This window comes from Microcystis sp. MC19 (assembly GCF_003019735.1).
In the GTDB taxonomy this organism is placed as follows: Bacteria; Cyanobacteriota; Cyanobacteriia; order Cyanobacteriales; family Microcystaceae; genus Microcystis.
In genome coordinates, this window is record NZ_CP020664.1 from 4695815 (window position 1) to 4710827 (window position 15013).

Below are 15013 nucleotides of genomic sequence, written 5' to 3' on the forward strand. Positions count from 1 at the left end.
AGGCAAGAGGCAACAGTAAAGGGATTGAGGGAGATTCGGCTAATCTTAAGAATAAGCACTTTAAATGCGTCTTAGCTTAGTAGTGATGGAGACTTAATATCTTGGCAATTGGGCATTGTAGATGATTATCCATTTTTTGGGAGAACGATAGACTCTGTTCGACCAATGAGGAAGTCAAGGAAATCGCCGAAATCCTGCTCAAGGATGTGTTTAAACGTCTGACAGAACAAAATATTACTTTGTCTGTCACCGATAAGTTTAAAGAACGCTTGATCGAGGAGGGTTATAATCCGGCCTACGGCGCTCGTCCCTTACGTCGTGCGATTATGCGTCTGTTGGAAGATGTTCTGGCTGAGGAAATTCTCTCCGGACGGGTTTCTGATGGGGATACGGCTATGGTCGATATCGATGAGGAAGGTAAGGTGAAAGTAATTTCCGGTGAAAGACGTGAGTTAATCGCTCCCGTGATTGAATAACTTCTCACTGGAATTAGTTAAATAAAGGGTGGGCTTTTTGCTCACCTTTTCTCGTAAAGATAGGGGGAAAAAGTGCGATGAAAGTTTGGGTTGTGGGCTGTGTTTTGTTATTTTTGTTGGTGGAATTTTATCAGTGGGCAAAGGGTTTTATTTTACCTTTACCTATCTATATTTTTGCTGGAGCTTTGCTATCGATCGCTTCTAATTATTCTCAAGATATGAGCAATTTATTTGCTAGAAATGAACAGGTTTATCAAACTGCTAGTTTAAGTGATGTTCCTGACATTTTGACGGCAGAAACCGCAATTACCAGCCTAGAAGCGGCAGCAGCGGAGGATAGTAAAAAGCGGTGTCGCTGAATCAAGACATGAAGACTAAATTGTGCCTCCTATCCACAAGTTACCTTAGTGCTAGGTTTTAAAAATTGCCGAGAGGACAATTGATACTTAAAATCAGCAACCCCCGATAACTTTTCAAACAGGTTCTAAGAATAGATGATCATGAAAACAGTCACAAAAGTAGCTCTTGTTGCCCTACTCTGGATAACAATAATCAATGGACAAGAGTTATTATTGCTCAACCGAAACTACGGCTATAAATTATAATCTAGAACAGGGGGAAATAGCCAACTTTCTGAAAGTAAGAAAAATATAAACTGAGCAATTTTTCATCAATAACGGGACAGGAGATAGATAGCTCTGTTAATTCTATCAATGTTCGAGTTGCGTCAAATTCTAGCTTATCAGGGGAAAATAGTTTTGACAGTTTCAAAAGCAGTAATAAAGATGAGTATAGTGTATTCTTGGGAGACCGGGATAATTGATACTTTAATTCGGCATAAAAATTATCATAATTAACTTTTTCTAAGGAATAGCCTAAAAGTTGAAGAGAATTAAAGAAAGTTTCCCAGGAAATTAGCTGAGAATTAATTAAATGAAATACTTTGCCAGCATGGTTTTTTTGCTGGGATAAACCGACAATTGCCTGACTGACATAATCAACGGGAACGATATCTATTTGTGTGTTTAAAGCGGGGAATTTTTTTAATTGAATACAACCCTTTAGCAAAATACACAGGAAATCTTGGAAATTACCGTTAATCCCCGTTTTACTATTCCCGATAATTCTTGAAGGACGATAAATACAAGCAGGTAATCCTCTTTTTTGTGCGACCATCACTAATTGTTCTGCCACCCATTTACTTTGGCGATAACCTCCTTGAAGATTAACAAAATTAGGGCTATCCATTTCGGTGATTCTGCCAATTTCCTCCTGATTATCACCGAGAAAAACCCCAAGAGTCGAAACAAAATGAACAGGTTTAGTTTGCTCCCTACTAGCTAATCTTAGCACTTCCTGCGTCCCCAACACATTTACCGGTTTTAAGGTGGAGTAGGGACGAGCAGAGTTAACCCAAGCTCCATTGTGATAAATAATATCAATTATTGCCGCTAATTCCTCAAATGCTAGTTGAGAAAGACCGAATAAATGTTTCCCTAAATCTCCAACAATAGGAATAATACGAGAATTAAAACCATCTTGCCAAAGAGAATAAAACTCTAAGTTTTTTTGAAGACGATTTTTACCCTCCTCTATATTAGAACAGCGAACTAAACAATAAATATCTGCGCTGGTTTTCTGGAGAAGTTCTTCGAGTAAATAAGCACCAAGAAAACCAGTTGCTCCTGTCAATAAGATAGCTTTTGGCTCTAGTACATTCTTGGAAAGCGATTGCTCAAATTGAATCGAGGAATCCAAATTTACTTCCGCTTTCAGGTCTAACTGTTGAGTCACAGGTTTAGTCATGTGTTTTTTAAATCCCTTCTAGAGCAACCTGATGAATAAGTTCGGCATCGGAGAGATAGGGAAATCTTTGCCAAAAACGAGACCATGTTACTAAATATATCTCTTGTTCTTCTTGAGGAAATCGCTTAAGTTTCTCCTCAAATAGATTTTTATAACGGTCTATTTCTGCTTTTAAATAATGGTGTGCTTCCTCTCCATAGAATTTTTGAAACATCCAGTAGGTATTGTAACTACCTGCTGCCATATCCTTTTTGTAGGAACGAAGATCATCATTAAATTCTAGTAAAACTTCTAGAGGTGACATCAGATCAAAAATTTCACTTCTGTAGGGTTTACCTGAAATCTGAACGAGAGCAGAGTGTAGAATCCTCAAATCAGAAGACCTTAGTTCAGAGGCAAGAAGTAAGTCCTCATAAGTTATTTTTTCAGAAGCAATTAGCTGACCTTCTAATTCAATATATTTACCTAAGTTGTCTGCTTGTGCTAAAATTGCGGAGCCTTCTACACCAAGTTCATGCAACAGAGATTCAATAATTTTTTTTCTGGCATCCCAGGGAGAAACTTGAGTTAATAGTGAGCCATCTTTTTGATTACTCTCTTCTAGTTCTACATCGGTTTCGTAGATCAGATATTCAATAAATGCTAAGAGGGGATAAAATTCAAAAAATTCATCATCATAAATGTTATAAATTGGACAATATATTTTGAAAAACGGCTTTAAAACTGAAGTAGCTTTATAGATACTATAATAGGAAATATAAGGGATTTGACTAACGGTTTTTTTTCTTTCAATCATCCCAGGGGACATTTGCGGGTTCATTTTAGTTTCTCCTTTTTGAATTTTTAAACAAATAAGTTTCCGCAGTCAAATAACAGGTTTAAACCCCTTCTAAAACAGTCTGACGAAGAAGTTCAGCACTAGAGAAATAGGGAAATACATCTTGCCATAAACGAGACCATTTTGCTGAATAAACTTCTTGTTCTTGTTGAGATAATCCTTTGAGGGTTGCCTCAAATAGATTACTGTAACGGTCTATTTCTGCCTTTAAATAATGGTGTGCTTCCTCTCCATACAATTTCTGAAACATCCAGTAGGTGTTATAGTTACTGGCTGCTCTATCCTCTTGATAGGAACGAAAATCATCATGAACTTCTAGCAAAATGTTGATCGGTGACATCAGCTCAAAAACTTCAGTTTTGTAAGGTTTACCTAGTATTGAAATTAAAGTAAAGTAAAGCATATTGATATCGGAAGACTGCAATTCAGAAGCACGAATCACCTCTTGATGAGTTATTGTTTCAGAATTCACTAACTGACTGCCAAGGTGAAAAAATTCTCCTAAGTTCTCCATAGCATTTAGGATAGTAGGATGTTCTACATTAAATTCCTTTAAAAAAGATTGAATGATTTTCTTTCTAGCATCCCATGATAAGTTATTCTGTTGATTGCTTCCTAGATCAATATTGACTTCATGGATTAAAGATTCAATCAATGCTAAAACTGGATAACATAAAAGAAACTCATCAAGAGAAACGTCGTCAATCATATTATATTGCTTAAAAATAGATTTAAACATAAAAGCAGTTTTGTATAGACTATGATAAGAGATGTAACGGGTTTGACTGCTTGGTTGTTTGCTTTTAAGACGCTCATACAAAATCTCTAAGTCCTGTAGATTCATTTTTGATGCTCCTAATTTTGAATTTTCCAATGAATAGTGATGCAGATTTTAATAATAGCAGGCTATGGGATGGCTAATTATTCATTATTTTCGACCCCTTCCAGAGCTACTTGACGAATAAGTTCAGCACTAGAGAGATAAGAATATCTTTTCCAGAAACGAGACCATTTTTTTGTATATCTTTCTTGTTCTTCTTCAGGAAATAGCTTGAGTTTCTCTTCAAATAGATTTTTATAACGGTCTATTTCTGCTTTTAAATAATGGTGTGCTTCTTCTCCATACAATTTCTGAAACATCCAGTAAGTATTGTAATTACCTGCTGCCACATCCCTTTTATAGGAACAAAAATCATCCTGAAATTCACTCAAGATTTCTGTCGGTGAGAGAATTTCAAAAATTTCCGCTCTGTAGGATTTACCTGACATCTGAACTAGAATAGTGTGGATAATCCTCAAATCAGATGAACGCAATTCGGAAGCACGGATTACATCCTCTAATGTTATTTTTTCAGAAGCTACTAGCTGACTTTCTAATTCAATGTATTCACCTAGATTCTCCATGTGATTTAAAATCCTAGGGTTTTCTAAATCAAATTCTTTTAAAAAAGATTGAATGATTATTTTTTTGGAATTCCATAGAGAACGTTGAGTTAATGGGGTGCTATCCTTGGGATTGCTCTCTAACTCTATATCAGTTTCATAGATCAGAGATTCCACAAGTGCTAAGAGTGGAGAAAATTCAAAAAACTCATCATCAGAAATATTATAAATCGGACAATATAGCCTTAAAGAAACGTGGATTACAGAAATAGCTTTGAATAGACTATGATAGGAAATGTAAGGGATTCGACTAATAGTTTGTTTGCTCTTAAGCCGCTCAATGGATATCAATGGGGTCATTTGGTTTTCTCCTTGTTTTGAATTTTTAAGCAAATAAGTTTATGCGATAAAACAACGGGTTTAAACCCCTTCTAAAACAGCTTGACGAAGAAGTTCAGCACTAGAGAAATAGGGAAATACATTTTGCCATAAACGAGACCATTTTGATGAATAAAATTCCTGGTCTTGTTCAGATAATTGTTCAAGAGTTGCTTCAAATAGCTTACTGTAACGGTCTATTTCTGCTTTTAAATAATGGTGTGCTTCCTCTCCATACAATTTCTGAAACATCCAGTAGGTATTATAATTACCGGCTGCCCTATCCTCTTGATAGGAAAGAAAATCATCATGAAATTCTAGCAGAATATGTATGGGTGACATAATCTCAAAAATTTCATCTCTATAAGGTTTACCTGACATAGCAATCAAGGTACAGTGGAGAATTAACTCGTCAGAAGACCGCAATTCAGAGGCACGAATTACATCTTCTAATGTGATTTTTTCAGAGGTGACTAGCTGACTTTCTAATTCAAAATACTGACCCAAATTCTCTATGTGCTTTAATATTGTAGGAGCTTCTAAATCAAATTCTTTTAAAAGAGATCGAATGATGATTTTTTTAAAATCCCACAGAGAAGACTGACTTGATGAGCTGCTATCCTTTTGATTGCTTTCGATCTCTGCATCAGTTTCATAGACAAGGTATTCAATAAATGCTAAAAGGGGATAATATTCAAAAAACTCATCTAGTGAAATATGATAAATCGGGCAATAATGCTTGAATATGAATTTGAGACTGGGAGTAGCTTTGTATATACTATGATAGGAAATATAATGATTGCGACTGATGGGGTGTTTGCTTTTAAATCTCTCAAGATTTGCTTGTAAGTCCATTTTTGTGTTTCCTTATTTTAAGTCGTGGAAGGATCGTACCATATCTAGGAAAATAATCACCAATAAACTGGGAATTTATCAGACTAATCCTAGGTATAACTCAATACATTTCATAACCCGCCTCTTGACATAATGGTTGACAATAGGTGTTTAATTTTTCGATATCTGCCGGCTCTATTGAGTCTTTCCATCCGTCTATTTTACCCATTCTAAATGTTCTAGCAGAAGGGTTATAAATCTCCCCCAACTGAGAAGCAATAGTTTCATTAAAAGGAATATCCAAATGGTGGCAAATTTTTTCCATCGTCTCCCTTTGTTTTTCCGACTTGCCACCTCCCTGTTCTCCCACCAGATCCTCAAAACGGATAAATAAACAATTTTGCTCTTGAGACCAAGCTAACATAGAACGGAACACTTCAGCAAAATTTCTGATTTCTACTCCCGCTTTTGCCGCATAGCCTCCCACTAAAATAAAATCTAATCTTTGGCTAGGAGACATGGACTTAAAATCCTCTTCTAAAAAGTGTCTTGCCGGCATTTTTCCCGTATCTAAAACAAAGGGAATTGAGGAAGCTATAACAGCACGAGGATCACGAATAATGAAGATATGCTGATAATTTAATTCCTGAAGAATTGGGGTTAACAGAGGTGTCCAAGGAATATGACCTAAAATGTATTGCTTTTCGGCAATCAGAGTTAACCAATGTCGAACAATCGCCAAATCTACATAGTAGGGAGTTAAAGCCCCTATGCTAATCTGTTTTTGGCTAAATTGGGTTTGATGCTCGATTCTTTTTTTAACTTCTCGATAGTTAAAAAATAGAGGCACTTCTTGAACTTCTCGATCCTCAAAATGTTCTTTATAGCCCAGAATTTCAACGGACTTAGCCAACAAATGAGTGCCACTTTTAGGCAAAGAATTAATTAGTAATCGCTTGGCTGCTAACTCGGTATAGGACATCGCTTTTGAGTTAAAAGTATTGATCATTGTTCGTGGCTTTAAAACATTCCTATGGGGGGAACATATTCCGAATCAATTCGCACATCTAAGACGGTAGGTTTGCCATCCCGATAAATTGCCTCATAATCTAATTCATGCAAGTCTTGACTATTACGAATAATATAACCATTCGCTCCCATTCCCCGAGCAATTTGACTAAAATCTACTGATGGTAAAGCAAACTCTAGGGGTTCTACTCCCGTTTGAAGATGTCGGTGTTTAACCATACCAAAAGATTGATCATTAAGAATGATAAAAATAATCGGTAATTTTTCAGCAACAGCAACAGCAAGTTCGTTACCGTGCATTAGAAAACATCCATCACCTGTCAGACAAACCACTGGGGTATTTTTTGCCCCCATAGCTGTTCCAATCGCACTGCCAATTCCCCAACCCATGGGAGCAGTTGCCACAGCTAAACGGAAATTTTCCGGACGGGGTGGGAAGAAATAGTGAATTGTCCAAGCTAACCAATTACCCACATCGACTAAATAGCGGGTTTCCGGGGGAAAATGTTGTAGGAGTTCACCGATTAATTGCTGGGGTTTAACAGGGGAATTATCCTCTGAAAGTCGATAGCTATCCGGTTCTTTAACGGTAATGTGAGCGGGTTGATAAGGCTGGGAAAATTCAGGGGATAAGCTCGCTGATAACTCCGGTTTTAATTGTCCCCTTTGCCGAGTTTTCTGTAATCTTTTTAGTAATTCTGCCAAGGTAGTTTTGATTGTACCTTGAATGTGTAAACTGGCCATCGGAGAACTTTTAAAATAGTCCCTTGCGTGATGAATATGAACTATTTTTTTAGTTAACAATTTCTGATCCCAAGCCGAGGTTTCCCATTGGCCTAAGTTCATCCCAGCCGCTAAAATTAAAGCAACAGAATCATCGGTTAAAGCTTGACGGGCCGTTTGATGTCCGGCGAAACCAAAGACCCCTTTTACTAAAGGATGATAAGGATTAACACAGGTTTTACCACCTTGAGTTGTGACAATAGAAGCGTTAATTAATTCGGCTAATGCCATAATTTCTGGGGTGGCTTCCGTACAATCTTGACCAACCCAGATGGCGATGGTTTGACCTTGGTCTAAGATATTGTTTATGGTACTATCAAGCTCATCTAAGGCTTTTAAATCAACTAATGCAGCAGCTTGAGTCGCTACCTGGGGATAAGCAAGGGATGAGGGAGACTCAACCCGGAAAATATTCACAGGAATACTAAGATGAGCCGGTCCAAAAGGTGAATGTAAAACTGTTGTTAATGCCGCTGCCAATTTTCTTTCTAATTGATTAGGGTGGGTGACGAGGGTGTTATAACGGGTACAGTGCTTAAACATGGCCACTGTATCAATGGTATCAGGCGATGATTCTTGAAAGGCACTCCAGCTAAAATTAGGTAGGGCAGTTTGTGCGGTGATAACAAGTAAAGGTATCCCTTCGGCATAAGCTGAGGCTAATCCTGTAATGAAATTGGTGCTACCCGGTCCAGTTGTGCCGCAGCAAACCCCGATTTTTCCCGTTTCACGAGCATAACCATCAGCCATAAAAGCGGCACCGGTTTCGTGACAAGTCAAAACGGCACGAACCCCCCCGCGTCTTTCACTGCGTGCTAAGGCTTCGTAGAAGGCACTATTATGTCCTCCCGGGATGCCGAAAACGTATTCTACCCCTAATTGCTCTAAATAATCGACAATTAGGTCACTCATATTTCTTGGCTGGATTTGTTCTGGCTCTGTCAAGGTAATGGGAGAAGAGGCTTGTGAAATCATTAGATTTTGTCTTGTTAATGGACTATTGTTAGAATATCTCACATAAGTAGCTAGGTGGAATTAAATTAAAAATGGATTTTAGGTTCTATCCCCCCTTGCCCCCTTAATAAGGGGGGTGCCGATAGGCGGGAGGATCAGATTAATTAGAACCACTCACATAGACGCTGGTTTTGAAACCCTAGGCAGAAAATTGGTTTAGCTAAATTTTTGTAAACTCTCAATAACCCCCGGCAGCTGTGAGGAAAAATTTTTCCGCTGCAATTTGGGATTGATAACTATCAAATGTGTAGCCAAATAAGGCGATGTCATCCTGAAAGTGTTTTTCTACTAATTTTCTGGTTCTGTTGTTGTAATATTCTCGATAATCACGATGTTTTGACTTGTTTAAACAGGGCAGAGAAGCTTTAATATTTAGCCTTTGACAGACCAGATCAAAATCAGCTTCTAAAGTTTCATATCTACCAACAAAGTCAACTATTATTTTGCCTTCTAAGTCAGTAATAAGGTCTTTTTGTAGTTTAGTTGCTCCTTTGGGAAAGGGATTTTTGGTACTAATAACCCATTCCAAGTATTCTTCAAAACCGTCCAGAGATTTAACCAATTCATGTCTAACATGATCTTTCTCCTTAAGAATAAAATGATAATAGGATACCTGCCAATCCCAAGGATTTCTGACAAAAGAAAATTTATAAAAATTATTATATACTTCCTCTGACAGTTCTTTTTGCATATCTCTGGCTTTAGCGTGCCAAAGAGAGGATTCCCACATTTCATACAGGGGATTGATTTGCTCTCCTAACATTCTGGGAGGGCGATTAATTTTGAATTTTTCAGGTTGTTGTGCATAAGGTTCTAAGACTGCTTTAACGCTTGTCCCCGCAGCTTTTGTGACATGAAAAAAAATGAACTGATGACTGTAGGATATTAACATTAATCTTGCGGTGTGATAACAATAGCTCTGCCCGAGACCGGTAAGCGTATCAATTTTAGTATAAATTGAACTTGACAAAAGAGACAGTATCTAAACTGTCAGCTTGTCCATTCTGGCTGCCCTCTGGGAGATGCTCTAGGGGTTAACCCGAAAATGCACAGAAATTGCTATTTCCTTAAGAACTGAGGATTTTCTACAAGTTGTGTGAACAGTAAGACTGATGTAGAATGCTGCCAGGCATCTGAATACCCGAACTTTATATGACTGAAATCCCTAGCAACCAATCCAACTTAGTGATTTTAGGAGTCTCATCAATGACGGAAACTACCGCACCCGTCATTCCCCAGGATTTTCTCGGCATTAATCCCGCAGAAATCAACAAAAAACTTGTGTCTTGGGGAATTTCTCTGGATGAAGTCCTTCAAAAACTTGCCTCTCTTGGACTCCCCGGCATTATTTTCATTATTGCTGTTGCCGCATCCACTAGCACTACCTATCCCATGATTTACGCACTTTTGGGGTTAGGCGGTCCGCTGGGGGTAATTGGCGGACTTGGGGTCTTAGGTGTCTCTACTATTATTGGTGACATGGTTACGGGTTATGGCATTGAGGCAGTGCTGAAAGCGGTATATCTCAAACGTCGTGAAACAGAAACTCAAGAATATCTCATCAATGAGGTGAAAGGTTTGCCAATTTCTTCAGTTCTAAAACTTAACCTGAAAAAGGCTATTGAAGTAGAAATTTTCACCCAAGAACCCCTTGCTACCAAAAAAGTCGAAATTGTTGAAGAGTAGTTTTGACTTGACTAAGCACTTTCTCCCCCCGCTCCCCCGTTGCCATGCCAATTGGCTTTTTCTTAGTACATATATTCTGTAGTATGCGATCGCTGTTTTGGGTATAGGTACGATACCCTACTGAAGTCTACCCATCAATCTACTTTTCGACTGCAAAAACAAAAATCAGTTCATATCTTGACTGCAAAAACGGTATTTTAACTTTATATAGGATATTGACAAGCCTAAAAGCTTTCTTTAAACTAGATTCAGTGCATAAACAAAAATTCCGATAAGTACCTATTGCAGTAAGACTTCTCGGACGTTTGTATGTACTTAATTGTTTTTGGACATTTTTTCAAGGTTAATTATGACTCAGATCACATCGGCTGTCAATGACGACGGCTACCGTTCCAGTGCTGACATCGTACACTGTCAAAGACAAGATGAAGCGCAGACTTTAGCTTTCGCTGATTCGGCCACATCAGGAGCGAGAGTTTTTATTTGTCATGTTTACGAACAGGGGGGAAGAACTCATCTAGTTTTTTCTCTACCTTGTAGTCTGCTGATTGAATTGGCAAAATTACAGAGTGCTGAAGCTAAAAAGAATAAGTCTAACGCGGATGAAGTCATGAACAGACCACTTATTCCCCAGCACGTTAACGAGATTGCAAAGTATTTGCTAGATACAGACCAGTATATTTTGCCCCCATTCATCTTTAACTCGAATACACCGATCAAAGTTTTTACCTATGGTGCAGGTCCAGTCAAATTCGGTTATGCTGTTATGCCAATAGATGTAGAACTTTATGTTACTGATGGTCAACATCGGTTAAAAGCGATCGAAAAAGTTTTACCTGAAAAACCTGACTTGCGTAACGACAGCGTAACTGTGCTGGTAGTTCAAGAAGCAGATATGGATCAAATTCATCAAGATTTTGCCGATTGTGCCAAAAATAAACCCATACCTCCCGCTTTATTGGCTGCTTTCGACGTTACCGATCCTCTTGCTAAGTTGACTCGGACAATTACTAAAGATTTAGTCATTTTCAATGGACGGATTGATAAAATCTCTCGTACTATCGGAAAAGACACCAAATATATGTTTACTATGAGTCAGTTAAGAATCGGTGTCGCTGAATTTCTTTTTGGTTCATCTCGAAAACCAGTTATAGAATCTCATTCTCGTCAAAGTAAGAGTGAATTTTTCCTGATGTTAGAGAGATTAAAGATTTTTTACACAGAATTCGCCAAAAACAATGATACTTGGCGACTTTTGCTACAACCTGCATCTCAAACGGTCAATCTCAACTTGTACGATCTCAGACAACAGCGTGTGGATTTTAATACCGTTGGGTTTCAGGTACTTAGTCGAATTGGACATTTAATCTTTTTTGGACAAGAATTCACTGATTTACAGCGAGAAGCTCTAATTAAAGCACTTGCGGGTTTGGATTATACCCGTGACTCAGCTTTATGGCTAAATAGTATCGTGATTGATGATGCTGGTGCTAAAAAGATAGTTACACAGACAACAGCAGTCGATAAAGCGTTTAAAATCGCCAGAGATGCTGTACAAGAGAAAACTGGGATAGTTTTAATCTAGTTTCGAGTAGATTTAGAGCAATTCAGTCTTATATACCTTCTGAAATCACAAGCAGAGATCGAGCAGTTTTGCTTTATCTCTCTTTTCCTGTGACTATTGATAGGTTTTACTAATTAGACATACAGTATAGAGAGGAGAACTTTAAAAGCATATATGTAATGACCGCAATCCAAACCTCTCTACTACCGAATCGTACTATTGATGAGTTCGTAGAAGATATTAAACTACTGACTCAAGAAGTACAAAAGCTCTACTGTTTAGATGAGATTCCTTGGATTATTGGTGTTTCTTGGGGAAAAGATAGTTCAGCAGTTTTACAGTTAATCTGGAATGCGATCGCTGCTTTACCATTAGAGAAGCGACAAAAAACTATTCATGTGATCACCACCGACACAATGGTTGAAAATCCCATTGTCTCCGCATGGGTTAGAAAGTCGATGGAAAAGCTGGAAAAAGCTTCAGAAGCTCATAGAATGCCATTTAAATCACATTTACTCTATCCTGCTGTAGAAGATCGCTTTTGGAGTGGATTAATAGGTAAGGGTTATCCTGCTCCCCGTTTGAAATTTCGTTGGTGTACTGGAAGACTGAAAATTAACGCTTCTAATAACTTTATTCGTGAAGTCATCAGAAATTGTGGGGAAACAATATTAGTTTTGGGAATCCGCAAAACAGAAAGCTCTCGTCGTGCCAAGGTCATGGAAAAATTAGAAGCTAAAAGACTTCGTGAGCGTTTGAGTCCTAATGCAAATATGCCCAATTCTCTCGTTTATAGTCCGATCGAAGATTGGCGTACTGATGAAGTATGGATGTACTTAATGCAGTGGGAAAATCCCTGGGGAGGAGATAACAAAGAATTATTAGCAATGTATCGAGGAGCGACTGCGGATAATGAATGTCCCTTAGTGGTAGATACTTCCACTCCTAGCTGTGGAAGTTCCCGTTTTGGTTGTTGGGTTTGTACTTTGGTAGATAAAGATACATCTCTGAGTATGATGGTTCAGAATGACCAAGAAAAGGAATGGTTACAACCACTCGTAGAACTTAGAAATGAATTAGACCTTTTGGATGATAGAGAGAGACGTGATTTTCGTCGTCTTGTTGGGAAAGTACAATTATTTGAAAGAAACCTAAATGGAGAAATATCGATCGAACCCATACCGGGACCTTATACTAAACAATGGCGGGAATATTGGCTGAGAAGGGTATTAGAAGCCCAGGAGAGCGTGCGTACTAATGCGCCAGAGGAGATGAAAGATATTACCCTAATTACCACGGAGGAACTCAGCGAAATTCGCCGGATTTGGAGGGAAGAAAAGCACGAATTTGATGACCAATTACCGAAGATTTATAAACAAGTGACTGGAGAAACTTTTCGAGACCCGCGACCGGGAGCGGATAATAATCTTTTGGGGAGTGAAGAATGGGATATCCTCGCGGATATCTGTGCCGAGGATTCCATGCACCTAGAATTATTGGCTAAACTTATAGATACAGAACGTCAATATTTTCTCAAAATCTCTCGCAAGGGTATTTACAAAGACCTAGAAAAATGCTTTGAGTCTAGTTCTCGTAGTAAAGAGGAAGCGATCGAAAATGCTCGTTATGTCTATGATCTAAAGAATGCCGCTCAAAGTGGTAATATTGCCCAGGTGAAAGAACAACTCAAAGAGAGTTTTAGTGAACCGGAAAAAGACCCGCAAAAACAGTTAACTTGGGCCAGTATGAAATTCCCTACAACCGATGAGGAGGAGGAATAACAGGTTTATGTAAACTGGCGATCGAGTTGACCATCAATAAAATTACTGTTTCTCGACGACGCGATGAAACCCTACCAAAAAATTCCTATTCGTGAATGTGGGGAACCCCTAGTACCGATACCCGCAGATAAATTTGTTATCCCTTCTCCCCATGCTTACGAGAAATTGGGGGCTAATTATCGGGGTAAATCTCCCTATTTTTTGCGACAAGGGGTGTTAAATGCCCTGATTGACGCTCAAAACCGTCTGCAAGTCTATCAACCCGGTTGGCAAATTTTGATTTTTGATGCCTATCGACCCGTGGAAGTGCAACAATTTATGGTCGATTATAGTTTTCAGACTCTCCTAGACACAAGAGGATTAGCCAAAGAGAAACTATCGGAGGCAGAAAGTCAAGCGATTTTAACAGAAGTTTACACTATTTGGGCGGTTCCCAGCGATAATGCCGCCACTCCGCCTCCCCATAGTACCGGAGCGGCGATCGATATTACCCTAGTGGACGAGAAGGGACAAGCCATCGACATGGGGGGAGAAATCGATGAGATCAGTGAGCGATCGCATCCCGATCATTATATCGCCGCAAAAAGCCCGCGAGAACAGAGTTATCATCAAAAACGAGTTTTATTGGCTAAAGTGATGGAGGAGGCGGGATTTAGCCGACATAAGGGGGAATGGTGGCATTTTTCCCTAGGGGATCAGATGTGGGCCTGGTCGCTCGATCAACCCTACGCCATCTATGGCAGAGTGGAGGATTAAGTAGGGTTTGCGGCAAAAAGTTTCTTGTGGGGACAGGGTGTGGCCCCCCAACCCCCCCGACATCGGGGGGTGTGGGTTTTGACCGATTCTCATCTGCTCAATTACCTAATTTTCAGGGGAAAAGTCCCTGAATTTTCCCCCCAATCACTCCCGTCGCCGGTACTTTTTGATTGACAAAAGGTCTAAAAGTCTTACCCAACAAGGTTTTGAGATTTATTCAGCAAGCCCTAGATAAATACTGATATACTAACAAAACAAGACTCAAAGCTTACACCGGCTTCCGCTCGATGATCGCCAAAATTTGATTAACAAAAGCTTGGTGATCAACCACTGGTTTAGAAATATAACCATCGGCCCCACTCTGCTTAAGAAAATTCTCTCGATCGCCCTCCATAGCGTGAGCGGTGACGATAATAACGGGTAAATCGGCGGTTTCGGGGTTAGCTTTGAGAATTTGGCTGATTTTAATGCCATCTACCGCTTTCCCTTCATAGACACTATGGGAGAGGGAGACATCCATTAAGATCACGTCCGCTTCCTTATCCCGAGCAATACGAAGCACTTCTTCCACATCTTCGGTCCCTTTGACCTCTAGACCACCTCGTTTGGTCAAAATTTTGGCAAAAACGCGAAAATTTATCGGGTCGTCTTCTACAATCAAAACAGTCGTCATAGGGATGCTCAG

General features: G+C 39.1%; 14 protein-coding genes and 1 pseudogene. 6 read left to right on the forward strand and 9 right to left on the reverse strand.

Going from position 1 to position 15013, the window contains the following annotated elements; all coding sequences use genetic code 11:
* Positions 1 to 167 precede the first annotated feature (167 nt).
* Both B5D77_RS23950 and B5D77_RS23955 read left to right on the forward strand, forming a co-directional pair.
* A pseudogene (locus B5D77_RS23950) lies at positions 168 to 476 on the forward strand (ATP-dependent Clp protease ATP-binding subunit ClpC); the annotation flags it as partial.
* Between the two features lie 77 nt (positions 477 to 553).
* Positions 554 to 835, forward strand: a complete 282-nt coding sequence (locus B5D77_RS23955; RefSeq protein ID WP_106909790.1) for a hypothetical protein — start codon at positions 554 to 556, stop codon at positions 833 to 835.
* Positions 836 to 1082: 247 nt separating this feature from the next.
* Here the strand turns inward: B5D77_RS23955 and B5D77_RS23960 are convergent, their stop codons facing one another.
* From B5D77_RS23960 to B5D77_RS23995, 8 genes are all read right to left on the reverse strand, one after another.
* Positions 1083 to 2282, reverse strand: a complete 1200-nt coding sequence (locus B5D77_RS23960; RefSeq protein ID WP_106909791.1) for a thioester reductase domain-containing protein — start codon at positions 2280 to 2282, stop codon at positions 1083 to 1085.
* Positions 2283 to 2289: 7 nt separating this feature from the next.
* Positions 2290 to 3102, reverse strand: a complete 813-nt coding sequence (locus B5D77_RS23965; RefSeq protein ID WP_008199623.1) for a hypothetical protein — start codon at positions 3100 to 3102, stop codon at positions 2290 to 2292.
* Positions 3103 to 3160: 58 nt separating this feature from the next.
* Positions 3161 to 3964, reverse strand: coding sequence for a hypothetical protein (locus tag B5D77_RS23970; RefSeq protein WP_008199626.1), 804 nt, complete (start codon positions 3962 to 3964; stop codon positions 3161 to 3163).
* 77 nt (positions 3965 to 4041) lie between these two features.
* Positions 4042 to 4863 carry a hypothetical protein gene (locus B5D77_RS23975; RefSeq protein WP_106909792.1) on the reverse strand — a complete coding sequence of 274 codons (822 nt, stop codon included), beginning with the start codon at positions 4861 to 4863 and terminating at the stop codon, positions 4042 to 4044.
* A gap of 60 nt (positions 4864 to 4923) precedes the next feature.
* Positions 4924 to 5736 (reverse strand): hypothetical protein, encoded by an 813-nt coding sequence (locus B5D77_RS23980; protein WP_106909793.1) that lies wholly within the window; start codon positions 5734 to 5736, stop codon positions 4924 to 4926.
* Positions 5737 to 5836: 100 nt separating this feature from the next.
* Positions 5837 to 6697 (reverse strand): sulfotransferase domain-containing protein, encoded by an 861-nt coding sequence (locus B5D77_RS23985; protein ID WP_254053014.1) that lies wholly within the window; start codon positions 6695 to 6697, stop codon positions 5837 to 5839.
* A gap of 38 nt (positions 6698 to 6735) precedes the next feature.
* Positions 6736 to 8502, reverse strand: a complete 1767-nt coding sequence (locus tag B5D77_RS23990; protein ID WP_106909795.1) for a thiamine pyrophosphate-binding protein — start codon at positions 8500 to 8502, stop codon at positions 6736 to 6738.
* Positions 8503 to 8719: 217 nt separating this feature from the next.
* On the reverse strand, positions 8720 to 9433 hold the full coding sequence (locus B5D77_RS23995; protein WP_008199635.1) for a sulfotransferase family 2 domain-containing protein: 714 nt from the start codon (positions 9431 to 9433) through the stop codon (positions 8720 to 8722).
* Between the two features lie 314 nt (positions 9434 to 9747).
* On the opposite strand from B5D77_RS23995, the gene B5D77_RS24000 reads away from it, so the two are divergent.
* The 4 genes from B5D77_RS24000 to B5D77_RS24015 all read left to right on the forward strand — a co-directional run bounded on the left by B5D77_RS24000 (position 9748) and on the right by B5D77_RS24015 (position 14328).
* A complete protein-coding gene (locus B5D77_RS24000) occupies positions 9748 to 10227 on the forward strand; it encodes a hypothetical protein (protein WP_008199637.1) in 480 nt (159 codons plus the stop codon).
* Between the two features lie 349 nt (positions 10228 to 10576).
* Complete coding sequence (locus tag B5D77_RS24005; RefSeq protein WP_106909796.1) at positions 10577 to 11812, forward strand: DNA sulfur modification protein DndB; 1236 nt, start codon at positions 10577 to 10579, stop codon at positions 11810 to 11812.
* Between the two features lie 158 nt (positions 11813 to 11970).
* Complete coding sequence (dndC, locus tag B5D77_RS24010) at positions 11971 to 13572, forward strand: DNA phosphorothioation system sulfurtransferase DndC (RefSeq protein WP_106909797.1); 1602 nt, start codon at positions 11971 to 11973, stop codon at positions 13570 to 13572.
* Positions 13573 to 13635: 63 nt separating this feature from the next.
* Positions 13636 to 14328: a M15 family metallopeptidase gene (locus B5D77_RS24015; protein ID WP_106909798.1), complete on the forward strand. Its 693-nt coding sequence runs from the start codon at positions 13636 to 13638 to the stop codon at positions 14326 to 14328.
* 268 nt (positions 14329 to 14596) lie between these two features.
* Here the strand turns inward: B5D77_RS24015 and B5D77_RS24025 are convergent, their stop codons facing one another.
* Entirely contained in the window at positions 14597 to 15001 is a 405-nt protein-coding gene (locus B5D77_RS24025) for a response regulator (protein ID WP_008199646.1), read from the reverse strand.
* Positions 15002 to 15013 lie beyond the last annotated feature (12 nt).